This window comes from Cobetia sp. MM1IDA2H-1, from assembly GCF_002916775.2.
Taxonomy (GTDB): domain Bacteria; phylum Pseudomonadota; class Gammaproteobacteria; order Pseudomonadales; family Halomonadaceae; genus Cobetia; species Cobetia marina.
This window is the reverse complement of the sequence record NZ_CM133225.1, coordinates 2,677,821-2,700,923: the sequence shown is the minus strand read 5'-3', so window position 1 is coordinate 2,700,923 and position 23,103 is coordinate 2,677,821. Positions and strand designations below refer to the sequence as shown.

18 protein-coding genes are annotated in these 23,103 nt (G+C 63.8%); 16 read left to right on the top strand and 2 right to left on the bottom strand.

The genetic code is table 11. The features are described from left to right. The 8 genes from BOH68_RS11415 to glmS all read left to right on the top strand — a co-directional run bounded on the left by BOH68_RS11415 (window position 1) and on the right by glmS (window position 10,663). The gene (locus BOH68_RS11415) at window positions 1-1,068 is read left to right on the top strand and encodes an EpsG family protein (protein ID WP_077374117.1); all 1,068 of its coding nucleotides are present in this window, start codon (window positions 1-3) and stop codon (window positions 1,066-1,068) included. Then, a complete protein-coding gene (locus BOH68_RS11410) occupies window positions 1,065-2,417 on the top strand; it encodes a polysaccharide biosynthesis protein (RefSeq protein WP_077374114.1) in 1,353 nt (450 codons plus the stop codon). The genes BOH68_RS11415 and BOH68_RS11410 overlap by 4 nt, the downstream gene beginning before the upstream one ends. Window positions 2,418-2,517: 100 nt before the next feature. After that, a complete protein-coding gene (locus tag BOH68_RS11405) occupies window positions 2,518-4,014 on the top strand; it encodes a polysaccharide pyruvyl transferase family protein (protein ID WP_077374111.1) in 1,497 nt (498 codons plus the stop codon). Between the two features lies 1 nt (window position 4,015). Continuing rightward, a complete protein-coding gene (locus tag BOH68_RS11400) occupies window positions 4,016-5,254 on the top strand; it encodes a glycosyltransferase (RefSeq protein ID WP_167592981.1) in 1,239 nt (412 codons plus the stop codon). Beyond that, on the top strand, window positions 5,247-6,002 hold the full coding sequence (locus BOH68_RS11395) for a glycosyltransferase family 2 protein (protein WP_077374105.1): 756 nt from the start codon (window positions 5,247-5,249) through the stop codon (window positions 6,000-6,002). The genes BOH68_RS11400 and BOH68_RS11395 overlap by 8 nt, the downstream gene beginning before the upstream one ends. Before the next feature lie 43 nt (window positions 6,003-6,045). Beyond that, window positions 6,046-6,912, top strand: coding sequence for a glycosyltransferase family A protein (locus BOH68_RS11390; RefSeq protein ID WP_167592982.1), 867 nt, complete (start codon window positions 6,046-6,048; stop codon window positions 6,910-6,912). A gap of 265 nt (window positions 6,913-7,177) precedes the next feature. Then, window positions 7,178-8,524, top strand: a complete 1,347-nt coding sequence (locus tag BOH68_RS11385) for a UDP-glucose dehydrogenase family protein (protein ID WP_077374099.1) — start codon at window positions 7,178-7,180, stop codon at window positions 8,522-8,524. Between the two features lie 186 nt (window positions 8,525-8,710). Further along, window positions 8,711-10,663: a glutamine--fructose-6-phosphate transaminase (isomerizing) gene (glmS, locus tag BOH68_RS11380; RefSeq protein ID WP_077374096.1), complete on the top strand. Its 1,953-nt coding sequence runs from the start codon at window positions 8,711-8,713 to the stop codon at window positions 10,661-10,663. A gap of 124 nt (window positions 10,664-10,787) precedes the next feature. Here the strand turns inward: glmS and BOH68_RS11375 are convergent, their stop codons facing one another. Both BOH68_RS11375 and BOH68_RS11370 read right to left on the bottom strand, forming a co-directional pair. Next, a complete protein-coding gene (locus tag BOH68_RS11375; RefSeq protein WP_077374093.1) occupies window positions 10,788-11,099 on the bottom strand; it encodes a hypothetical protein in 312 nt (103 codons plus the stop codon). After that, window positions 11,099-11,860, bottom strand: a complete 762-nt coding sequence (locus BOH68_RS11370; RefSeq protein WP_167592983.1) for a sulfite exporter TauE/SafE family protein — start codon at window positions 11,858-11,860, stop codon at window positions 11,099-11,101. The genes BOH68_RS11375 and BOH68_RS11370 overlap by 1 nt, the downstream gene beginning before the upstream one ends. A gap of 500 nt (window positions 11,861-12,360) precedes the next feature. Between BOH68_RS11370 and BOH68_RS11365 the strand changes: the two genes are divergently transcribed. The 8 genes from BOH68_RS11365 to BOH68_RS11330 all read left to right on the top strand — a co-directional run bounded on the left by BOH68_RS11365 (window position 12,361) and on the right by BOH68_RS11330 (window position 23,101). Then, window positions 12,361-13,365, top strand: a complete 1,005-nt coding sequence (locus BOH68_RS11365; RefSeq protein ID WP_077374088.1) for a glycosyltransferase family 2 protein — start codon at window positions 12,361-12,363, stop codon at window positions 13,363-13,365. Next, window positions 13,362-14,543, top strand: coding sequence for a glycosyltransferase family 4 protein (locus BOH68_RS11360; protein ID WP_077374084.1), 1,182 nt, complete (start codon window positions 13,362-13,364; stop codon window positions 14,541-14,543). Before BOH68_RS11365 ends, BOH68_RS11360 begins: the two co-directional genes overlap by 4 nt. 113 nt (window positions 14,544-14,656) lie before the next feature. Beyond that, the gene (locus tag BOH68_RS11355) at window positions 14,657-15,766 is read left to right on the top strand and encodes a glycosyltransferase family 4 protein (RefSeq protein ID WP_077374081.1); all 1,110 of its coding nucleotides are present in this window, start codon (window positions 14,657-14,659) and stop codon (window positions 15,764-15,766) included. Between the two features lie 1,054 nt (window positions 15,767-16,820). Continuing rightward, window positions 16,821-17,111, top strand: coding sequence for a hypothetical protein (locus tag BOH68_RS11350; RefSeq protein ID WP_139345440.1), 291 nt, complete (start codon window positions 16,821-16,823; stop codon window positions 17,109-17,111). Between the two features lie 27 nt (window positions 17,112-17,138). Then, complete coding sequence (locus BOH68_RS11345) at window positions 17,139-18,272, top strand: polysaccharide export protein (RefSeq protein WP_077374075.1); 1,134 nt, start codon at window positions 17,139-17,141, stop codon at window positions 18,270-18,272. A 5-nt stretch (window positions 18,273-18,277) separates the two neighbouring features. Beyond that, window positions 18,278-20,497, top strand: coding sequence for a polysaccharide biosynthesis tyrosine autokinase (locus BOH68_RS11340; RefSeq protein WP_077374071.1), 2,220 nt, complete (start codon window positions 18,278-18,280; stop codon window positions 20,495-20,497). Window positions 20,498-20,551: 54 nt separating this feature from the next. After that, window positions 20,552-21,862, top strand: a complete 1,311-nt coding sequence (locus tag BOH68_RS11335; RefSeq protein ID WP_240499685.1) for an exopolysaccharide biosynthesis polyprenyl glycosylphosphotransferase — start codon at window positions 20,552-20,554, stop codon at window positions 21,860-21,862. Between the two features lie 96 nt (window positions 21,863-21,958). Continuing rightward, entirely contained in the window at window positions 21,959-23,101 is a 1,143-nt protein-coding gene (locus BOH68_RS11330; RefSeq protein WP_077374068.1) for a DegT/DnrJ/EryC1/StrS family aminotransferase, read from the top strand. Window positions 23,102-23,103 lie beyond the last annotated feature (2 nt).

Below are 23,103 nucleotides of genomic sequence, written 5' to 3'. Positions count from 1 at the left end.
ATGCTGACCGTCAGTGGCTATTACGTCGGCTTCATGGCCCTGCTGGTGGCAGTTCTGCCACTGGCGGCCAGCGAGCGCACCCGCATGGTGGGTGCCTGGCTGGGTGGCGGGCTGTGTCTGGCGTTCATGGCATTGCGTTACGACGCAGGATACGACTACTTCTCGTATCGCCAGATGGCCACCTGGCAGGTCGACCTGAGCTTCCTCGAACCCGCGCCGGCGGCACTGGCGCGCATGGCTCGGGCCTGGGGGGAACCGCAGCTGTTCTTCTTCATCACCGCCTTCCTCTACGTGTCGTGCTTTGTCACGGCACTGGTGATGAGCCGCCGCAACCTGGCCTGGTGCCTGCTGTTCTTCGTCTGCCTGCCGCTGATCTATCTCTCGGCCTTCGGCTTCGTCAAGCAGCACGTGGCGATCGCCCTGTTCATGGTGGCGATGGCCTGTCTGGAGCGTGGCATGCGGCTGCCGGCGCTGGTGCTGATGCTCGTCGGCACCAGCTTCCACTACACCCTGGCGCTGTATCTGCCGTTGCTGGTGCTCTACCCGCTGCTGCGACGCGCCTATCCCTTCTGGGTCTATCTGGGGCTGCTGCCGCTGTGTTTCGTGGCAGGACCGCTGGCCAAGAGCGCACTCAGCGCGCTGGGGCTCTATGCCCACTACTTCGAGGATTTTTCCGGGGGCGGGCAGAAGCTCTATGTCATCTATCTGCTGATCTGCCTGGGGACGCTGGGACTCTGGAAGCATTTCCGCCTGTCACTGGACCCCTGGGCCTTCAATCTGATGTTCATCGGCGTGGCGCTCTACACCCTGTTCATCACCTATGGTGAGCACGTGGCCCGCGCCAGCTACTACTTCCTGCCGTTTGCCATCTTCGTCATCTGTGACGTCATCGAGCACTTCCGCGACAAGCTGCTGCCCAGTCTGATCAGCGGTGCGCTGATGATGGCGTTGTTCTTCATGTCGCTGAAGGTGGCGGCCGGCAATCAGGATCATGATTTCTTGAACAACTACCAATTCTATTTCTTGAGCGATGAAGCACTGGTGGTCGGCAATGGAGGTCAGTCATGAGCGAAGCGCTGATCTTCTCGCTGTTCAACCTGATGGCGCGTGGCCTGTCGTCCGCGGCGGGCCTGCTGCTGGCGCGAGCCGTGGCGCCCGAGGCCTTCGGGGAATATGCCCTGGCCCTCAACTATGCGGTGTTGCTGGGCGTGCTGGCGCGCATGGGCGGCAACGAGGTGCTGCTGGTCACCGAAGATGGTGCCAGTGGCGCGGCGCTGCGCCGCTGGATGGGCGTCGGCATCGGCCTCTACGCCTTGCTGGCCATCGCCTTCGCCGTGGGCATCGCGCCGCTGCTGGGGCTGTCTGCCTTCATCTTCGCCTTCTGTGCCCTGCGTGCCGGGGCGGAGCAGGTCGGCCTGCAGATGGTCAATTCGCGCCTGCAGCGTCAGGAGCGCCTGGGGCGCGTCAATCTGATGACGGTGCTGATCTCGCTGGCGGTGGCGATCGCGGTGGCCTGCGCGGCAGGTCCGGCGCTCTATCATCAGGGCGTCGCGCTGCTGACCGGCGCCGAATTCAGCGCCGAGCTGATCACGCCGTCCGGCATGTTCGGCCTGGCACCGGTGGCCACCTTCGTGATGGTCGGTGCCCTCGCGCTGGTCATCGTGATGCTGCTGGGCATGTGGCTGTCACATGACGCGGCGGCGGATGCCCGGGCGGCGGCTGCCAGCCGCGATGGCGCAAGCTCAAGTCGCCTGCCGAGCAAGGCGGACTACGCGCGTGGACGCGGCTTTCTCTACAACAACCTGATGTCATTCGCCTACCTGCAGGCCTGGGTGATCCTGGCCGGGCTCGCCTTCGCGCCCGCCCAGGTGGCCAGTGTCTCGGTGGTGACCTCCATCGTGTTCGCGCTCTATGTCTTCCCCACCAGCCTGTATCGCTACTACCTGCCCAAGCTGACCCAGGGTGATGGCCGCCTCAAGGAATACCTGATCATCGCCAGCGGCTTCGCGCTGCCGGTGGCGGGCGGTCTGGCACTGGTGGCGCCGTGGCTGGCCGAGCACTTCCTGAGCGGCGCCTACCCGCGCCTGACCATGACACTGCGCGCCTTCGCGCTGGTCTACCTGGTGCACGCCTTCGTGACCTGCGCCTTCACGCGTCTGGCGGCACTGCGCCTGAATGGCAAGCGCCTGCTGTGCCAGAGCACCGGGGCCATTCTGGTGGTCGGTGGGGGCCTTTCGATCGCGGCGCTCAATCACTCGCTCGGCAACGCGTCCGGCGAGAGCGGCAGCCTTCTGGGCATCGACCTCTACCACCTCTTCCTGTGCGTGCCGGTGGCCGCCGAAGTGGTGATGCTGGCGATGGCGATCCTCTTCCAGCCGGCTCGCCAGCGAGAGGCGGCCGCGACGGCCAGCCCTTGACGTTCGGCCTTGGGGCCGACGAGAACACGATATTTCACGTGGCGATGCCCGGGCATCGTGCACACCGAACAGCGACATTACGGACAGAAGGACGAACAGCATGGCCAAGATATGCATGACGCACGGATGGCATGACGACAACAAGGGTGACTCCGCCATCCTGATGGGCACCATCGACTTCCTCGACCAGCTGATCGATGCCGAACACGGCCGCAGCGATGTCTCGGGTGAAGGCGTGGCGAAGGCCGAAGGCCATCGCATCGATATCCTGCCCATCGATGATCAGGTGTTCGCCACCGAGCGCGGGCCCTTCCGCCACATTCGTCGCCGCTACCGCGAGCGCGTCACCGTCGGTCAGCCCTTGATGCCGCCGATGCGTGACAAGCTGCGCTTCGTCACCTCGCTGCTGGGGCTGGGGGCCAAGATGGCGTTCGGCAAGCAGGGCAAGAGCGGCAACGATGTCATCGACGGTGCCGACCTGGTGGTGGTGAAGGGCGGTCATATCTTCCACAACGGCAGCTTCAAGAAGACCCTGTCTTCCTGGCTGGCGCTGATCGGCTATCTGGCGCCGGTGATGCTGGCACGCAAGGCCGGCAAGCGCGTGCTGTTGCTGGGCCACTCCTTCGGCCCGTTCAAGACCCCGGCCCAGGAGCGCTTCTTCCTGCGCACCCTGAGCGACTGCCTGGTGGTCTCGCGTGAGGAGATCACCCACGCCATGACCCAGAAGGCCGACCCGAAGCTGCCGCATGCGCTGCTGGGCACCGACATGGCCTTCGCCATGGCCCCGCGGGCGAGCGATGAACATGCCGAGGTCAAGGCACCGGGCGGCGTGGCCTCTCCCTATGCCGTGATCACCCTGCGGGACTGGTGGGGGCTGGATCAGCAGGCCTTCGCCGAGCGTGTCGAGGTGCTGTCGCGTTCACTGCTGGAATCCCGTGAGCGTCTGGGCATCGAGCGCCTGATGATCGTGCCGCACGTGCTGGGCCCGACCGATATCGAGAATGACCAGCGCATCTCCCAGCTGGTGTTCGATCACCTGCAGAAGGCACTGGCCGCCGCTGACGGGGGCGAGGAGCTCGCCACGCGCATCGAGCTGGTGCAGGGCGACCCGAGCCCGGATGCGCTGGTGGATCTCTACCGCGACGCTGAATTCCTGGTGGGCACGCGTTTCCACTCGGTCATCTTCGCGCTGATGTCCGGCACGCCGGTCTACGCGCTGTCCTACTGTGGCCCCAAGGCGCCGGGCATCATGCGTGACTTCGGGCTCGGCGACAGCGTTCAGGACATCGAGAACTTCGACCCGGCACGCATCGTGGCCGACATCGAGGCGCTGGTCGCTGACAAGGCCTTCCCGGCGCTTGCCGAGCGCGTCATCGCCGACAAGCTGGCGATCACCGCCGACATCACGCGGGACTTCCTGCGCCGCGCACCGGGACGCGCCGGTGTCTGGGGCCAGCGTGAGCTCAAGCTCAATGACGACGCCTATCCCGCGCCGTCGGCTGCCAAGGCACCTGCCGCGACGGACCCCGTGGCCACGGACGCCCCGGCCGCTGAGCACGCCACCCACGACAGCGAGCCTGTCGTGCGAGGAGTCTGACATGGCCCATGTCGCTCTGTTGATCCAGGACATCAGCGCCTGCGGTGGCGTCGAGAAGGTGATGCACGGCCTGGCGCGTGATCTGCGCGACAGCCATCAGGTCACGCTGGTGTCGGTGCGTGAAGGCGAGCCCTACTGGGGCCGTCTAGAGGGTGTCGAATACCGCACTCTGGGACTGCCCGCCACCGGTACGCGCAAGAACTTCCGCCACTGGGTGACGCATCTGCGTCGTCTGATGCTGGAGGCGCGCATCGAGGTGATGGTCAGCGGCTACTTCGCCTTCCATCTGGCCGCCCAGCTGGCGGCGCGTGGCACCGGAGGCCGTGACGAGGCGGGCAATTCGCGCCCGCTGACCCGCGTCATCGCCCAGGAGCACAGCGCCTACCATCATGATCGTCGCGCCAAGCGCGTCATCAAGCACCTGCTCTATCGTCATCTCGATGTCCTGCAGGTGCTCAACGAGGTGGATGCGGAATGCTGGCGGCGGCGTGGTCTGCAACCGACGGTGATTCCCAACTATCTGGATGATCTCGCGGAGCGCGAGACGCGCGCCGAGTGCGAGCGTCAGGCCGACGTGGTGATGGTGGGGCGTTTGGCGCCGATCAAGCGTGTCGATCTGGCGATCCGTGCCTTTGCCCATTCGGGTTACCGCCGCGGGCGTCTGGTGCTGGTCGGGGATGGTCCGGAACGTGAGTCCTTGCTGGCGCTGTGCCACGAGCTGGGGCTGAAGGTCTTCCAGGGCGCCAACGACGACAGCGTGCCGGATGATACCCGGGTGCTGTTCACCGGCGCGCTGCAGGACGTCTCGCGTGAGTTGCGCCGAGCCCGTCTGCTGTTGCTGACGTCCGAGCGTGAATGCCTGCCGATGAACGTGCTGGAAGCCAAGCGTGAGGGCCTGCCGTGCCTGTCACGCCCGGTGCGTTCAGGCCCGCTGGCATTGATTCGCCACGATGTCGATGGCGTGCTGAGTGCCGAAGCGGACAGTGCCGGTGAGGTGGAGATCGTGCAGGAGCTGGCGCATGAACTGGCGCGTCTCGAATTTGACGACCATCGCCTGCTGCATCTCTCGAAGGCCGCACGCGAGAGCTTTGCCCACTACAGCCGTGATGCGGTGCTGCCGGACTATCAACGCCTGATCACGCGCCTGGTGCCGGCCGATTCGCGCCAGCGCGCATTCGTGAACGGCGTCAGCGTCAGTGGATCCCACTCGCCTCATTCCAAGGAGAAGGCCCATGGCTGATGTGTCCGTCATCATGCCCAACTACGGCTATGACCGCCGCCTGCATGCCGCCGTCGATTCCGTGCTGGCCCAGAGCGAGCCGGTGCGCGAGATCCTGATCAGCGACGATGCCTCACCCGATGGTGCCGCCGCGCGACTGCGCGAGGATTTCGCGGCGCTGGAGACCGGCGACGTCGAGATCCGCATCCTCGAGACCGACACCAACGGCGGGCCGGGGCGTGCGCGCAACCGTGCCATCGCCGAGGCCCAGGGCCGCTACATCGCCTTCCTGGATGCCGATGATGCCTGGCTGCCGGAGAAGATCGAACGCCAGATCGCCTTCATGCAGGAGACCGGCGCCGGCCTGTCCTACACCGGCTACGAGATGGTGGATGAGCAGGGCAACCATGTCTCCCACTTCGCACCGCCGGCGCGTCTGACGCGTGACGACATGCTGCGCTCCAACTCCATCGGCTGCCTGACCGCCATCTATGACGCGGGGCGCTTCGGGCGTTTCTACATGCCGACCATCCGCAAGCGTCAGGACCTGGCGCTGTGGCTGATCATCATCGGTCAGCTGGGCCCGGCGCAGGGCATGCCCGAGCCGCTGGCGCGTTACACGCGTCGCGAGAGCAGCGTGTCCTCCAACAAGTTCAAGGCCGCCGCCTACCAGTGGCGTCTGTATCGTGAGGTGCTGGGGATGGATGTGATCAGCGCCAGTCGCAACTTTGTCCATTACGCGGTGAACGGTTATGCAAAACATCGTTGATGAAACTATCTCCGTCGATCCCGCTCGTCATGCAGGCCGCCCCATGCAGGAATCCCGTGCTCGTGTGCTGAAGCATCAGCGTCAGGTGGAAGACAGCGCCCGTCGTCAGGTGCCGGAACTGACCTTCCTGATCTCGACCCTGGATGCCGGGATCTACAGCGTGCCGCGTTATGACGAGCTGCCCGGTGCCCGCTTCCTGATCGTGCATCAGCTGTCGGAAGCCCACCAGGACGAGGCGCAGCGCGATATCTTCCGCGAGTACGTGCTGGCCCATTTCGACAGCCGTTTCGAGTATCTGGCGGTCGCGGGGCGTGGTCTCTCCAAGAGCCGCAACATCGCGCTGGCGGCCTGCCCGACACGCTACGCCTACATCCTGGACGACGATGTCCAGCTGCATCCCCAGGCCGTGTCGCTGGTGATGGAAGCCTTCACCTGTACCGAGGCGGCGGCGATCAGCTTCCCGCACGTCAAGGCCTTCCCCTTGCACGAACGGGACCCGGATCGTCCGGCACCGCCGGTCGCCTTCAAGGCCCACACCCTGATGTCACTGGCTCGCGTGCGCTCGGTGGACATGGCGCTGGATCTCTGCCAGTTCCATGCCCGCTTCGATGAGCAGTTCGGGCTGGGCACCGACCAGCCCTCCGGCGAGGAATTCATCGTGATGAGCGATGCCCGCCGTCAGGGCGCGCGCCTGATGCGCGCCAATCTGGGCATCGTCGCCCATGCGGGGGTCACCTCCGGCAGCGACTTCTACAGCTCGCCCGCCAAGGCGCGCACCAAGGGGCGGATGTTCGCCCGGGTCACTGGCAGTCGCTTCTCGCCGCTGGCACTGGCCTTCCTGGTTCGCAAGGCCCCGATCGCCTTCAAGCGCGGCTATCTGGCGACCTTCGTCGGCAATTTCTTCCGCTAGTCGCTCGCGCGACACACACGTACGCCCGAATCGGCATGGGCAGACGCCGATGGATGGCAGTCTCTGCGCTTTTCTCTCTCCCCACTGACGTTGCCCGTCAGTGGGTTGGGTAACGTCACGCCGGATTCGGGCCGAGGGGCGATCTGTCAGTGGTTCACGGTCTCCCTGCAGTGGAGATCCGCCCCGACCGGTATCGCTCATGCATCGCTTTGGCGCATTGCGTTCACACTCGAGATGGCCGTCAGGCCAACAAGGATGACATTCAATGAAGATCACGATTTTCGGAAGCGGTTATGTAGGCCTGGTCACCGGTACCTGCCTGGCCGATGTGGGACATGATGTGGTGTGCATGGACGTGGACGCCGCCAAGATCGAGCGCCTCAAGCAGGGCGAGATTCCCATCTATGAGCCGGGACTCGAGAGCATGTTGCTGCGCAACGTGGAAGCCGGCCGTCTGAGCTTCACCACCGACGCCCGCGAGGCCGTCGCGCATGGCGTGCTGCAGTTCATCGCCGTGGGCACGCCGCCGGATGAAGATGGCAGTGCTGACCTCAAGTACGTGCTGGCGGTGGCCGAGAGCATCGGTGAGTACATGGATGACTACAAGGTCATCATCGACAAGTCCACCGTGCCGGTGGGCACGGCAGACCGCGTGCACGCCCGCGTGGCTGAAGTGCTCAAGCACCGCGGCGTGAGCGTGGATTTCGATGTCTGCTCCAACCCGGAATTCCTCAAGGAGGGCGCGGCGCTGGAGGACTTCACGCGCGGTGCCCGCATCGTGGTCGGCACCGATTCCGAGAAGGTGCGCGAGCGCATGCGCGAATGCTACGCCCCCTACAACCGCAACCATGAAAAGCTGATGTTCATGGATGTGCGCGCCGCCGAGCTGACCAAGTACGCCGCCAACGCGATGCTGGCCACCAAGATCAGCTTCATGAACGAGATCTCCAACCTGGCCGAGCGCCTGGGCGCGGATATCGAGGAAGTGCGCCGCGGGATCGGCAGTGACCCGCGCATCGGTTACCACTTCATCTACCCGGGCTGTGGCTACGGTGGCTCCTGCTTCCCGAAGGATGTCCAGGCGCTGGCGCGTACCGCCAGCCAGATCGGCTATGAGGCCGAGCTGCTCACCGCGGTGGAATCCGTCAACAAGCGTCAGAAGGTCACGCTGTTCGAGAAGCTGTCACGCGCCTTCGATGGCGATCTCGCCGGCAAGACCATCGCCGTCTGGGGGCTGGCCTTCAAGCCGAACACCGATGACATGCGTGACGCGCCGAGCCGCACGCTGATGGAAGCGCTGTGGGCGGCGGGTGCCAAGGTGCAGGCCTATGACCCGGAATCCATGCGTGAGACACGCCGCATCTACGGCGAGCGCGATGATCTGGTGCTGGTGGCGGATCGCATCCAGGCGGTCAAGGGCGCGGATGCGCTGGTGATCTGCACCGAGTGGAAGGAATTCCGCACGCTGGATGCCGGCTGGCTCAAGACCCAGCTGGCCTTCCCGGTGGTGGTGGATGGCCGCAACCTCTTCGAGCCGCCCGCCATGAAGTCTGCCGGCCTGATGTATTACGCGGTCGGCCGTGGCGACACCCTGGCGCTGACGCGCGACTGACCCAGGCGGCGGCCTGCGACACGTGATGTGGCAAGCCGTCGTCGCGGCATCCCGACTCAGTTCTCTGACTCAGCCTCTCGGCAAGGCGGTCGCGTCCGTGACCTCTGCAAGGATACCGCCTTGCCCCCCCATTCGTTCGAACCGCTCCGTGCCTGGCACGGGGCGGCAGCAGACAAGGAGCTTTCCATGTGTGGCATCGTTGCCGGCCTGGCTCAGCGTGACATCAGCAAGATTCTCATCGAGGGGCTGCATCGCCTCGAATACCGGGGTTACGACTCCGCTGGCGTGGCCGTGATCGACCCCGCCGGTGAACTGCGCCGTGCGCGTGCCGTCGGCAAGGTCCGCGCGCTGGAGGACGAGCTGCGTGAAGCGCCGCTGTCCGGTGCCATCGGCGTCGCCCATACCCGCTGGGCCACCCACGGGCGTCCGGCCCGGCACAACGCGCACCCGCACCTCTCGAGCGAGCGCGTGGCTGTGGTGCACAACGGCATCATCGAGAACCACGAGGCGCTGCGCCGTGAGCTGGAGCAGGAGGGCTATGACTTCACTTCCGAGACGGACACCGAGGTGGTCGCGCATCTGGTCGACCGCGAACTGCGCGCTGGCCGTGCGCTGCCGGAGGCGGTCAATGTGGTCAGCGCGCGTCTGGATGGTGCCTTCGCGCTGGCGGTGATGGAACAGCAGAATCCCGAGCTGCTGGTCGGCGCCCGCCAGGGCAGCCCGCTGGTCGTGGGTGTGGGAATCGAGGAGCACTTCATCGCTTCTGACCCGCTGGCACTGCTGCCGGTCACCGACCGCTTCATCTATCTGGATGAGGGCGACATGGTGGCCATCAGCCCGAGTGGCATCCAGGTGCTGGAACGCGGCGCCGAGCAGGATGAGCTCACGCCGGTGACCCGCGAAGTGGTGCGCTATGAGCACAGCGTCGAAGCGGCGGGCAAGGGTGAGTATCGCCACTTCATGATGAAGGAGATCATGGAGCAGCCCACCGTGCTGTCGCGTACCCTGGCCGAGCGTCTCGACCCGCAGGGCGTGCGCCTGGAGGCCTTCGAGGTCTCGCGCCATTCCTTCCTGGCCGCGGATGATGGCGCCGAGAAGGGCAGGGAAGTCGTCGATGTCGAGCGACTGACGCAGCTGCTGGCCGATGTGCGTCAGGTGCAGATCATCGCCTGCGGGACCAGCTATCACGCCGGCATGGTGGCGCGTTACTGGCTCGAAGAGGTCGCCGGCATTCCGGCGCAGGTCGAGGTGGCCTCGGAGTTTCGTTACCGCGAGCGTGTCGCGGCACCGGGCACGCTGTTCATCACCCTGTCGCAGTCCGGCGAGACCGCCGACACGCTGGCGGCCCTGCGGGATATCCAGAAGCTCAACCGCGAGGGGCCGCAGGCAGGGCATTACCTGGCGAGTCTGGCCATCTGCAACGTGGCGGGAAGCTCGCTGGTTCGTGAGTCGGATCTGTCACTGCTGACCCATGCCGGGCCGGAGATCGGGGTGGCTTCCACCAAGGCCTTCACCACCCAGCTGGTGGCGCTGATGCTGACCACGCTGGCCCTGCGCCAGAGCCGTCGACAGCCGCAGGACGAGGAAGATGACCTGCTCACGCGTCAGCTGCTGATGCGTCTCAAGGACCTGCCGCATGTCATCGAGCAATCGCTGGGGCTGAACGGGGAAATCGCCCAGTTGGCCGAGAAGTTCATGCATCGCCATCACACCCTGTTCCTCGGGCGCGGCAGCCAGTACCCGATCGCGATGGAGGGTGCGCTCAAGCTCAAGGAAATCTCCTATATCCACGCCGAAGCCTATGCGGCGGGTGAGCTCAAGCACGGCCCGCTGGCCTTGATCGATGAGGACATGCCGGTGGTGGCGGTCGCGCCGATGGATGACCTGATGGAGAAGCTGAAGTCCAACCTTCAGGAAGTCCGCGCGCGTGGCGGCCAGCTGTTCGTGTTCGCCGACCCGGAAGTCAGCCTCAAGGCCGGTGAGGGCGTGCACGTCGTCACCGTGCCGGGGGTGTGTCGCTTCCTCGCGCCGATCGTCTATGCAGTCCCGCTGCAGCTGCTGTCCTATCACGTCGCCGTCCTCAAGGGCACCGATGTCGATCAGCCGCGCAATCTCGCCAAGAGTGTCACGGTAGAGTGATCCCGCGCGGGCACTGAGTCGTGTCTCGCATGAAGACGAAAGGGACTGCCCATGGGCAGTCCCTTTTTTCGTGTGCGCGCATCATGCCGCCGGCGGTTGCCTGACGCTGCCTGCTTGATGCAGCTCAGCCCGGCAGGACCCATGACGACAGACGGCGCCACCAGCTGCGCCGCCCGGCTGTGGTGTCCCTCTCGCAGGTGTCCGTCTCGCAGATGTCCGGGGGCTCGGGGGTGGGGCCCTGATGACGAATGCAGAAACGATCTCCCCCCGGCCCCGTGATCCAGCGTGAACTGCCTGCGCTGACACGCCCCGCCTTGACGTCATCGTCGAGTTTCCTGCCCGCAGCCTTGATGGCCTCCAGTGTGCCTGGCGCCAGTTCGATGAAGCCTTCCTCTCCCGGCGCTTCCTCGGCCTGTGACGGTGGAATCTCGCGCATCAGATCAACCCCTTGAGGATCAGATTGCCACTGGAGACCAGCAGGATGGCGTAGGCCACCTGGCGGAGATGATGGTCACTGAGCGGGGGTGGGAAGCGGCGTGCGAGCTCCGTGAAGGCGATGACCACGAACACGCCTGCGGCACCGATCATCAGCAGTTCACTCAGGTGCTCGCCGGCGCGTCCGGGAGAGATGATCGAGAGCCCCATGCGCATGGCGCCCCCGACCAGAAAGACAGCGAACAGGGTGCAGCGGATCGCCACCAGCGTCATCGGCTGGCGGTAGAGCATTACCACCAGCGGCGGCCCGTTGGCGGCGAACAGCCCGCCCATCAGGCCCGAGAGCCCGCCGGCGGCATGGAAGTGCCAACGGGGAGACAGCGTCTCACGCGGCTTGGGTTGCATCAGCAGCGCCAGGCAGGCGATCAGGATCACGCATCCCAGCAGCATGCCGAGCAGGGGCGCGCGCTCCTCTCCCAGCCAGGTGGCCAGGTAATAGCCGACCGGCAGCAGCGGCAGGCTGGTGACCAGCAGTCGCCGCGCGAGGCGCAGGTCGATTTCCCGCCAGTGACCCCGCAGTGCCATGCAGTTGTTGAACAGGCTCAAGAGGGCGCAGAGCAGGGCGGCGCTCTCGATGGGCAGGACATCGAGAGTGGCCAGCAGGCCCATGACGATGAGCCCGAAGGCAAAGCCGGTGAGGGTCTGGATGTAGCTGGCCAGTGCCAGGCTCAACAGGATGGCAGCGAGTTGCCAGAGGGTCATGGTGACTCCGTTGGGTGGCCCCGTTCGGCGCGAGGGGAGGGTGGAGGCATTGCGCTGCCATGATAGCGCGGGCCAGCCGCAAAAGGGCGACAGTCTCGTGGCTGCCAGCCGGCGAGGGTGAGTCATGTGAGCTTTCGCGGATGAAGCGTGTCAGCAGCTCGGCCCATCCTGCTCAAACTTGCATAGGTAATTTAGTGGTCTTGAATTGCTTAGCTTACGCATGAGATGCAAGGAGTTTGCGACATTAACCCTCATGAATTCGGTTTTTGGCGACATGTCGCCTTGTTTGAATATCAGCAGCTTATTAGTCTGTGGTGAACAAGGGGGCATGAAGTGTCGCCATTTGCGGCCACATGATGTCGCTGGTGGCTTGGGCCGGGCTTTGGCAGGGCAAGCCAGCCGACAGATTCATTGGCCTCCTTGCTTGATGCCTGGCAGTGATGAACACGGCCTGAGCGTGAGCCCCTGATGGACAAGCACCGCCACATGGATATCCGGGCATGGAACGCAACGCAGCACAATCTCCTTTCTTCACCATCGTGACGCCGAATCACAATTCGGGTGACGGGCTCGAGCGCTGCATCGCCAGTCTCGCGGCCAACGACACCGCTTACGAACACATCATCATCGATGATGCCTCTTCGGATGATTCCTTTCTGCGGGTGGAGCGCAGTCACGCCGCCCGGCCACCGACCTCATTGGTACTGCGCCGCAATGCCGAGAATCTCGGGCCCGGGCCGACCCGCAACCATGGCCTGAGTCTGGCACGTGGCCGCTATGTGCTGTTCTGCGATGCGGATGACACCTTCGTGGCCGGCGCCCTGGATACGCTCAAGGCGCAGATCGTGGCCTTCGATTGCCCGCAGGTGGTGGTGTTCCGTTATTGCCTGCAGGGGCCACAGGGAGAGCGGGAGAGCACGCCACTGTGCAGCCAGCCCCTTGAGCGCACCCAGATGCAGGCCTTCACCGATTTCATGCACGACCGCATCGTCTCCGCTCCCTGGGGCAAGGCGATCCGTGCCGATCTCGCCTGCGCCCTGAGCTTTCCTGACCTTCCTGTTTCCCAGGATGGTCTCTACAACCTCGAGCTGTTCGGTCGGGCGGCACGCGTTCTCTATCTGCCCCAGGTGCTGTATCGCTTCGACAAGCGCAGCGACGGTTCTCTGACCCGCAAGCCCTTCGGCAATCGCGAGCTGGCCCGATTTCACCGCAGCTGGCAGGTGTTCGATTCCCGCTACCGCGAGCAGTTCGCGGCCGCCCACGGCCTGGCACTGCTGGAGATTCGCGCCCTGCGCTTCGTCGGTGTGAGCTTCATCATGCGCCAGGCCATCAACAAGACCCACGACGATGACCAGGTGAGGCAGGTGGTGATGTCTCAGCTGCGCCAGTCATCCTGGGCGGCATTGCGTCAGCTGTCGTTGAAGGAAAAGGCGTTGCTGATGAGCTATGCGTTCAGTCCTTCCCTGTCCCGGCAATTGATTCGGCGGAGCCAATACGCGTCATGAGCACTCGCAAGCATATCCTGTTCTACACCGGCGCCCAGTCGCGCACCGGCGGCACCGAGCGTGCCTGCGCCGATACCGCCAACATGCTGGCGGCCAGCGGTGACTATCAGGTGGAGGTGATCAGCGAGCATGGCCCTGCCGACAGCCCCTATCCCCTGCACGAGGATATCGTGCATGAATCGCTGTATCCAAAACGTCAGCATCTGGGGGCGTTGCGCGGCGTGCTGCTGTTCCTGCGGCTTTTCTGGATGGTGCTGCGCAAGCGACCGGACGTGGTGATCGTGGTCGAGAGCATCGGTTTCCTGCCATTCTTGCTGCCCAGCTATCTGCTGCGGCGCACGCGCTATCTCTGCTGGGAACACTTCAATGCCACCTCGGATCTCGGCGTGCCACGGCGCAATGTCGCGCGGCGTCTCGCGGCCAGGCGGGCCGATCGTATCGTGGTGCTTTCCCATGAGGACCGCGAATACTGGGAGCAGCTGCTCCCCCAGTCCACCGAGCGTCTGAGCGTCGTGCCCAACCTCAATCCGCTGGAGCACGAGATCCTCCAGCGTCAAGCCCGGCAGCAGAACGCCGCCGCCGCGCCGCCCGCAGTGGCGCCTTCTGAGACCGTCGCGCCGAAGGTGGCGGTGGCGGTGGGGCGTCTGACGCACCAAAAGGGCTTTGATCTGCTGCTGGAGGCCTGGGCGGCGATTCCCGCCGAATCGCGTGATGGCTGGGTGCTGCGCATCGTCGGCGAGGGTGATGCACGCGAGGCGCTGGAGGCGCAGGCGGAGCGGCTTGGCATCACGCGCCAGATTCAGATGCCCGGCCAGTGCAGCGACATCCGGCGCGAATACGCCGCGGCAGACCTGTTCGTGCTGTCATCACGCTTCGAGGGCTTCGGGCTGGTACTGGTCGAGGCGCTCAGCTGTGGCGTGCCCTGCATCAGCTTCGCCTGCCCGGCCGGGCCCCGCGAGATCCTCAAGCATGGCATCAATGGCTATCTGGTCGAGCAGGGCAATGTGGCAGCGTTCAGTCAGCAGCTGGGCGCCGTGCTCGGTGATGATGAAGTGCTTGCGCGCCTGCGTGCCAATGTCGATTACGGCCTGGAGCGGTTTTCGCGCCGTACCGTCGAGGCCAGTTGGCAGGCCGTGCTGGAGGGACTGGAAGCCCCGGCACTGCTACGTGTCATCTGAGCTTAGTCAGGCACCAGACATGTGACTTGCGAGCCCTCCTTTCGGGGCTCGCGTTCGCGCTATCGGATACGAATCTTCAGGTACGACAGCAGGAGGCTATCGCCGTGAGAATCATGCATGTCATCTCGACCCCCGCATCAGGAGGTGCCGAGGTCTACGTCAAGGACCTGAGCCTTGCCATGGTCGCGGCGGGGCACAGCGTTCATGTCACGTTTCTGGAAACCGCTGAGCAGTGCGGGCGAGATCTGGACTATGAAAGACACTTCCTGGCCCAGCTGAGTCAGGCGGGCATCAGTCATTCGTTTCTGGGCGCCGACACGCGTCGCCGTCCCTGGCGGGGCGGCACGCGGCTGCGCGCGGAAGTGAATCGATTCGCCCCGGATGTGGTGCATTGCCATCTCTACTACGCGCTGATGTTCGCCTTCCTGCTGCCACGCAAGCTTGCGGTGATCATGACCGTGCACAGTATCGAGCTGGGGGCGCCCAACTGGCTGTTTCGACTGTTCGATCGTCGCGTCAGCGCCTATGTCGGCATCTGTCACGCCTGCACGCGCAAGCTTGCGCCGCTGGTCAGGCGGCCGGTGGTCCAGATCGACAATGCCGTCTCGGGGGCGCGCCTCAAGCACAGCGGCTGGCAGATGACGGCGCTGGATACCCCGGTGAAGCTGGCAGCCATCGGACGTCTCACCGAAGCCAAGCAGTATCCCTTGATGCTCGAGAGCTGCCGCCGCCTCAAGGCACAGGGGTTGAATGTCACGCTCAGCATCGCCGGGGAGGGGCCGCTCAAGGCCGAGTTGGTCACGCAGATCCGTGACGCCGGGCTCGAGGATCAGGTCACCTTGCTGGGCAACATCTCGGATGTGGCGGGGCTTCTGGCCTCATCGGACATCTTCCTGATGTCGTCTGCCTGGGAAGGACTGCCGATCTCGCTGCTGGAAGCCACGCTGAGCGGGCTGCCGGTGCTGGTCACCAACGTCGGTGGCTGCGCAGAAGTCGTGCATCGGGTCGGCAACGGGCTGGTGGTGGATGAGCAGACGCCGGCGCGCTATGCCGATGCTCTCACCCGCCTGGTGGCTGACGAGGAGCTGCGACGCAGCTGTGCGCGCAACGCGCGACGCCACGGCGGCAGCTACCACATCAACACGGCGCTGGCCGGGCATCTGGAGCTCTACACCAGCCGGCTGCAAGGCGAGCTGGATGCGGCACCCGAAGTCTCGGTCTGAACGCGCAGGGCGAGGGTGGCGAATGGGAGAAGAGTGCGCATGGGGCCCTGCGGGGCTGAAGAATGGGCCTGAGGTGCGGACCTGAAAGGTGCGCTTGAAAAGTGCGCTTGAAAAGCGGGCTTGAGATGCGGGCTTGAGATGCGGGGTCTGGCGCTGGACATGGCAGTCAGAAGAGTGGGCAATCGATGCGATGATCGGTTGCCCTTTTTCTTGTCCTGGAAATGGGGAATGGCGCTATGCGGCCACCTGAATGAGACGTCTCATGCCAGATGATGGGGAGCGCTGGGTCATGAGGTTCATGCGGATGTCAGTCAGGTGTGGCATCAGGATGAGTGGCTCTCAGCGGTTGGCGATTCATTCATGTCATCGCTCTACTAATACTTGAGATGAGAGAAAGCAGTCTAAAGTGAAGTGCGGCAATACAATCGTCGTGAAAGAGAGTTTACGCCTTGCTGTTGTGGTCGATTAATTTATTATCAAGTCCGTAATCAGACATTGAAAATCAAGCAGATCGCCACCTCATGAAATATCGATGATGTCATGCCGATTAAGACGTGATTATTCACGATTCATTGTAGATGAGAGGGTGATTTGATGATGGTCAAGTGCCGAATCCATCACGAAATCCCTGTGACGTTCTGATCGCTGCTGTCAGTCTCGATGGCGCCAGTTCGTGGCATGGGAGAAGAGAATGGAAAGGCCGACAGGAAGTCAGGCAGGTACGAACTGGTCGCAAGTTGCTGTATTTCATTGTGTCTCACTACTCCAGAATACGTGAATGTCATCTTCTCCTGATGCAGGATGCAGAGGGTTCGCCCTTGCTCATCCGGTGATGCAATGCGGAGATTGACGTTTCACGATTCACCCAGGCCTTCTCGTGATGCGTTGTTGATACTCGGGAAAGTGTCGAGAGATCTCTGAAATACCGGCGAAAATGAGTCCTCATTTTCGTTCTGATGCCCTCCTGTAATGGCTGATCACGCTATCAGTCATCCTTCAATGACGATACTGATGATGCCGAGTATGAGAGTCATAAGTCATCGATGAAGATGCCGTGATTATCTTTCATGTCGTCATGATGAGTTGTGCTGATTCTTCAGGCCGTGTCATGGATCAGGATGGTCTGATGCCGTTGGATGATTTTCATGATCCGGTACATGTCGGGATTGGGTCGATCCTGACAGGTCACCGTTCGTTCAACGGCGCGCTGGCGGAGGCAGGGAATGATTCGCGCCTATCTCGCAAGGGAACGTCACAGAATTTCCACGTGCTGCAGGGGAGAAAGCCGATTCCTCGGGGCGGTAGCGTGTCCGGATACACGATGAATGCGCCGATCAGGATGTGATCGAGCAGAGCGCAGGGCTTACAGGGGATGACAGAGGTTATGAAGAGATCGACCAGATCGACGCTGCGGGGAGTTTCCCTGGCGATAATGCTGGCCGCCTTGGGAGGCTGTGCCTTCGCCCCTGGCGGCCATATGGACTATGAGGTCGAGACGGCGCCGCTGTCGGACCATGTCACGGTCAGCCCGATCACGCCGGCCTTGATCAGCAGTTATCGCGCACTCCCGGCTCAGACAGCCCCGGCCGATGACGCTCTGGTGGATGACATCAAGCGCTACGTCTACCGCGTGGGTGGCGGTGACATCCTGGCCATCAATCTGAGCACGCCGCTGGATCTGGCCCAGGAGACGGGCGTTCAGCGCCAGACGGTGGAAGCGCTGACCTACATCGTGCAGCCGGATGGCACGCTGTATTACCCCTACGTCGGGCGCATCAACGTCAAGGACATGACCGTGGATGAGGTGCGCGCCTCGCTGGTGCGTGGCCTGTCACGCTTCATCACCGACCCGCAGGTCAACGTCTCCGTCGCCCAGTTCCGCTCGCAGCGCGTCTATCTGAGCGGCGCGGTCCGTGAGCCGGGCTTCGTGCCGGTCACCGATGTGCCCCTGACCCTGATCGATGCCATCAGTGCCAGTGGTGGCGTCACCGAACTCGCCAATACCCACGACATCACCCTGACCCGCGACGGCCACCAGGAGCACCTGAGCCTCTATCAGCTGCTGCAGCAGGGCAACATGCGTGAGAACCGCCTGCTGCACGATGGCGACGTCATCAATATCCCGGTGGCGACCGACCAGAACGTCTTCGTGCTGGGGCAGGTCCTCAAGCCCGGCAACATGCCGGTGGGCAACGAGCGTCTGAGTCTGACCGATGCCCTGTCACGCGCCGGTGGCGTGGATGAGGACCGTGCCGACCCCTCCGGTGTCTTCGTGGTCCGTGAGAACGGCCCGGACGCTGACAAGCTCGCCACCGTCTATGTGCTCGATATCTCCGATGCCACCTCGCTGATGCTGGGGGCACGCTTCCCGCTGCAGCCCAGGGATGTGGTCTATGTCACCGCGGCGCCGGTCAGCCGTTGGAACCGCGTGCTGAGTCAGTTGCTGCCGTCGGTCACCAGTACCGGGGCCTTCGTCTCGGTCATCGACGACATCGAGGGAGATTGAGGTCCATGAATCAGTTCACTTCTCCCATGCCGCCATCTTCCGGTGACGCTGGCCGGGACGCGTCGCGTCGCCTGGACTTCAGCACCCTGCTGGCACTGCTCTGGCATCGTCGCTGGTGGTTGATCGCCAGCACCGTGCTGCTGACGCTGATCGGCATCTATGTGGTCGGCAGCCAGCAGCGCATCTATCTGGCTGACTCGCTGATCCAGATCGAGGACAAGGGCGGCAGCGCCAGCCTGCTGGGCACGCTGACGGGTCAGTCCGGAGGCCCCGAGGAGGGCAGTACCAGTGACGAGCTGGAGATCCTGGCCTCGCGGCTGGTGCTCGGGCAGGCCGTGGCGCGTGAGCGTCTCAACATCGTCGTCACACCGGTGCGCTACCCCGTCATCGGCGACTGGCTGTCCCATCGCGGAATGCGTCTGCCGGAGAGTCTCGGCGGCAATGAATATGCCTGGGGGGATGACGTCCTGAAGGTCACCACGCTGGAGCTTGGCGGCCAGTGGCAGGGACAGACGCTGACCCTGGAAGTGGTCGATGAGCAGCACTATCGCCTGCTGGACGCCGAGGGCAACCTGCTGATGCATGGCACGGTGGGCGAGAATGCACTGTCCGGTGACATCAAGGTCTTCGTCCAGCGCATGGAGGCCAGCCCCGGGGCGCGCTTCGCGCTGACCAGCATCTCGGACCTCAGTGCCATCAACTCCATCAAGTCGCGTTTCACCGCCGAGCGCAACGGCAGCGATACCGGCGTGGTGACTCTGAGTCTGTCCGGCAGCGACCAGCAGGCCATCGTCAGCACCCTGGACACCATCACCGACGTCTTCCTGCAGCAGAACATCGAGCGCGAATCCGCCGAGGCCGACAACCAGCTGGGCTTTTTGGGTGACCAGATCCCGACGCTGCGCGGCCAGCTCGATGAGGCGGAATCCGCCCTCAACGACTATCGCCGCCGCCGCGATTCCGTGGACCTGACCGCCGAGAGCCAGCAGGTGATGGAGAATCTGGTGGGGCTGGACAACCAGCTGACCGAGATCAAGCTGCGACTGGCGGAGCTGTCGCGTGCCTACACCCATGAGCACCCGGCCTATCGGGCACTGGTGGCGCGTCGTGATTCCCTCAATCAGGAAAAGGCGCGGGTCCAGAAGCAGGCGGAACAGCTGCCGGCGGCGCAGCGCGAAGCGCTCAATCTGAACCGCAACGTCAATGTCAGCCAGGAAATCTACGTCGCGCTGCTCAACAAGCGCGAAGAGGTGCGCCTCAAGAAGGCCGGTACGGTCGGCAACGTGCGGATTCTGGATCCCGCCGTCCTGCAGCCTGGCCCCATCTCGCCGAGAACCTCGCTGATGATGGTGGTCTTCGCGATGGCCGGTTTCCTGCTGGGCGTGCTGGGCATCCTGCTGCGGCATTCCATGCGCAAGGGCATCGACAGCGCCGAACAGATCGAGTCCCTGGACCTGCCGGTCTACGCCACCATCCCGCTCTCGCCGCTGCAGCAGGGCATGATGCGTCGCGTGCGCCTCAAGGGCGAGAAGTCCGGGCGCGAGATCTATCAGGGCGTGCTGGCGACCTCGCAGCCTTCCGACATCAGCATCGAGGCGCTGCGCAGCCTGCGCACCAGCCTGCACTTCGCGCTGCTGGACAATCAGCGCAAGTCGGTGATGTTCACCGGCCCGAGTCCGGGCATCGGCAAGAGCTTCGTGAGCCTCAACCTGGCCGCGGTGAGCGCCGAGGCCGGCCAGCGCGTGCTGCTGATCGATGCCGACATGCGACGCGGACATCTTCACCACGCCTTCCAGCGCACCTCCGAGCAGGGCGGCCTCTCGGATGTCCTCAGCGGCGCAAGTCCTCTGGAAGAGGTCATCTATCACACGCGCATCGACAACCTGGACTTCCTGGGCCGTGGGGTGGCACCACCGAATCCGTCCGAGCTCCTGATGCAGGAAAACTTTGCCCAGTTGCTGGAGCAGCTGGGAGAGCGCTATGACCTGATCATCATCGATACCCCGCCGGTACTCGCCGTCACCGAGGCGCTGATCATCGGGCGCCATGTCGGCGCGAGCCTGATGGTGGCGCGCTTCGGCATGAACCAGGTGCGTGAGCTGGAACATGCTCGCAAGAAGCTCGAGAACAACGGCATCCACGTCAAGGGCGCGATCTTGAATGCCATCGAGCAGCAGGCCGGGGATAAGCAGCACTACGGGTATTACAACTACAGCTATACCTGATGCCGTGTCGCGGCACGGCTCTCATGACGCTTGAATCACGGAGGAGATGGCACGATGAGCGGTTTACCCTTATCGATGGAGCACCAGCGTCGTTACTCGCATCATTACGAGCGCTTGATCGCCAGCAAACGCCTGCAGCTGGTCTTCGGCATGCTGGTGGTGGTGATCGCGCCGGCACTCTACCAGGCGGGGCTCAACGAGCTGGTACCCGGTGACCACGGCTGGTGGCTGACCAGCGATGCCCAATGGCACGCCATGATCGGCACGGGGGTGGCCTATACGCTGTCCATCACCGCCGTCAATCGCCTGTCGCGCCTGCCGGGGACCCGCTCCTACCTCTACGTGGTACCCACCATCGTCATCTGCTACCTGATGCTGATGCTGGCGCTGGGGGTCTTCGATCTCGACTACTCGCGCCATCAGGTCGGCCTGTCCTTCCTGCTCGCCGTGAGCCTGTGCACGGCCTACTACTACATCGACACCCATGTCCGGCGCATGCGCTTTGCCGTGGTGCCGTTCGGCAAGGCGCCGGCGCTGTGTCAGCGTCGCGAGGTCGAGTGGCTGACGCTCAAGGGGCCGGACCTCGTGGGCATGCGGCGCATCGATGGCGTGGTGGCAGACCTGCGTGCCGAGATGCCCCGTGAGTGGGAGAGCTTCCTCGCTGACTGCACCATCCACCGCATTCCCGTCTATCACGCCACCCAGGCCCACGAGATGATCACCGGCCGCGTGCTGCTCGATCACCTCTATGCCAATGAATTCGGCTCGCTGATGCCGCGTGAGGATTACGAGGTCATCAAGCGCTGGATGGACTTCAGCGTGGCGCTGGTGCTGCTGCCGCTGCTGGCACCGGTGATGCTGCTGACCGCGCTGGCCATCCGACTGGACAGCCCGGGCCCCGTGGTCTTCCGTCAGCCACGCATGGGCTTTCATTGCCGTCCCTTCACCGTCTACAAGTTTCGCAGCATGTATGACGGCATGAAGGGGGCCGGCTTCACCCAGGAAGGCAGTGACCCGCGCATCACCCGGGTCGGGCGCTTCATCCGCAAGTGCCGTCTCGATGAACTCCCGCAGCTGTTCAACGTGCTCAAGGGTGACATGAGCCTGATCGGGCCGCGTCCGGAATCGATGAATCTGGCGGACTGGTATCGCAAGGATGTGCCGTTCTTCCATTACCGCCATGTGGTACGCCCGGGCATCACCGGCTGGGCGCAGGTCGAGCAGGGCTATGCCGCGGAAGTCGAGGGCATGATCCGCAAGCTTGAATACGACTTCTTCTACATCAAGCACTTTTCCTTCTGGCTGGATCTGCTGGTGGTGATTCGCACCATCCGGATCGTGATCAGCGGGAACGGGTCGCGCTAGCCGACCCTCCTTCCTCCGGTTACCCCTGGCACTCGCGACCTGACAGGGGCCCATGAGCTACCACCCATTGTCTGATGCACGAAAGGAGTCGAGATCATGATCACGGTGACGCGCCCCTATTTTCCCGAGCGGAAGAATTTCGATCGTTATGTGGATGCCATCTTCCAGAGCCGCTGGTTGACCAATCATGGCCCGCTGGAGCAGGAGCTGACCCGGCGCCTGGAGACCTATCTGGGCGTCAAGCATCTGCTGCTGGTCAGCAATGGCACCCTGGCACTGCAGGTGGCCTATCGCGCGCTGGGGATCAACAACGTGGTCGGGCAGCGCGAACCCGCCGAGGTCATCACGACTCCCTTCACCTTCATCGCCACGGCCAGCAGCCTGAAGTGGGAAGGGATGCAGCCGGTCTTCGCGGACATCGATCCTGCCACCCTGTGCCTGGACCCCGCACAGGTCGAGGCAGCCATCACGCCGCGTACCCGCGCCATCGTGCCGGTGCACGTGTTCGGCAACGCCTGTGACGTGGAAGCCATCGATGCGCTGGGGGAAGAGCACGACCTCAAGGTCATCTATGACGGCGCCCATGCCTTCGGCGCGACCTACCGTGGCAACAGCCTGCTGTCGTACGGGGATGCCAGCACCCTGAGCTTCCATGCCACCAAGCTGTTCCACAGCATCGAGGGCGGCGCGATCATCTTCAAGCGCAAGGAAGACCTGGAGCGTGCCCGCAAGATGATCAACTTCGGCATCACCGGCCCCGAGTGCATCGAGGAGCTGGGCATCAATGCCAAGATGAACGAGTTCCAGGCCGCCATGGGGCTGTGCGTGCTCGACGAGATCGAGGGCAACCTCGAGAGCCGCGCGCTGGTCTGGCATGCCTATGCCCAGGCGTTTCAGGGCAACGTGCAACTTCAGGCACGTCAGCCGGGCGTCAGCCTCAACTACGCCTATTTCCCGATCATTCTGGAAAGCGAGAGTGTCCTGCTGGAGGTGATGCAGCGTCTGGAGCGGGAAGGCTACCAGCCGCGGCGCTATTTCTGCCCGTCGCTGGAGTCACTGGCATTTCTGGGGCGACCGGCGGCAGACCTGCAGGACGCGGACTTCCAGCAGCCCGAGATCGTGCATTCCAGAGACATCGCCAGCCGTATCCTGTGTCTGCCGTTGTTCTCGGGACTTCAGGTCAGCGAGATTCTCGCCGCGGTGCGCGTCATCGTCGATCGGCATCAGAAGGCAGCCTGAAC

Excerpts from the sequence above, each read along its gene's own strand:
- BOH68_RS11415 (WP_077374117.1), top strand. The coding sequence starts at position 1 with ATGCTGACCGTCAGTGGCTATTACGTCGGCTTCATGGCCCTGCTGGTG.
- BOH68_RS11360 (WP_077374084.1), top strand. The coding sequence starts at position 13,362 with ATGAGCACTCGCAAGCATATCCTGTTCTACACCGGCGCCCAGTCGCGC.
- BOH68_RS11370 (WP_167592983.1), bottom strand. The coding sequence starts at position 11,860 with ATGACCCTCTGGCAACTCGCTGCCATCCTGTTGAGCCTGGCACTGGCC.
- glmS (WP_077374096.1), top strand. The coding sequence starts at position 8,711 with ATGTGTGGCATCGTTGCCGGCCTGGCTCAGCGTGACATCAGCAAGATT.
- BOH68_RS11400 (WP_167592981.1), top strand. The coding sequence starts at position 4,016 with ATGGCCCATGTCGCTCTGTTGATCCAGGACATCAGCGCCTGCGGTGGC.
- BOH68_RS11345 (WP_077374075.1), top strand. The coding sequence starts at position 17,139 with ATGACAGAGGTTATGAAGAGATCGACCAGATCGACGCTGCGGGGAGTT.
- BOH68_RS11330 (WP_077374068.1), top strand. The coding sequence starts at position 21,959 with ATGATCACGGTGACGCGCCCCTATTTTCCCGAGCGGAAGAATTTCGAT.
- BOH68_RS11410 (WP_077374114.1), top strand. The coding sequence starts at position 1,065 with ATGAGCGAAGCGCTGATCTTCTCGCTGTTCAACCTGATGGCGCGTGGC.
- BOH68_RS11390 (WP_167592982.1), top strand. The coding sequence starts at position 6,046 with ATGCAGGAATCCCGTGCTCGTGTGCTGAAGCATCAGCGTCAGGTGGAA.
- BOH68_RS11340 (WP_077374071.1), top strand. The coding sequence starts at position 18,278 with ATGAATCAGTTCACTTCTCCCATGCCGCCATCTTCCGGTGACGCTGGC.
- BOH68_RS11355 (WP_077374081.1), top strand. The coding sequence starts at position 14,657 with ATGCATGTCATCTCGACCCCCGCATCAGGAGGTGCCGAGGTCTACGTC.
- BOH68_RS11375 (WP_077374093.1), bottom strand. The coding sequence starts at position 11,099 with ATGCGCGAGATTCCACCGTCACAGGCCGAGGAAGCGCCGGGAGAGGAA.
- BOH68_RS11365 (WP_077374088.1), top strand. The coding sequence starts at position 12,361 with ATGGAACGCAACGCAGCACAATCTCCTTTCTTCACCATCGTGACGCCG.
- BOH68_RS11395 (WP_077374105.1), top strand. The coding sequence starts at position 5,247 with ATGGCTGATGTGTCCGTCATCATGCCCAACTACGGCTATGACCGCCGC.
- BOH68_RS11405 (WP_077374111.1), top strand. The coding sequence starts at position 2,518 with ATGGCCAAGATATGCATGACGCACGGATGGCATGACGACAACAAGGGT.
- BOH68_RS11335 (WP_240499685.1), top strand. The coding sequence starts at position 20,552 with ATGAGCGGTTTACCCTTATCGATGGAGCACCAGCGTCGTTACTCGCAT.
- BOH68_RS11385 (WP_077374099.1), top strand. The coding sequence starts at position 7,178 with ATGAAGATCACGATTTTCGGAAGCGGTTATGTAGGCCTGGTCACCGGT.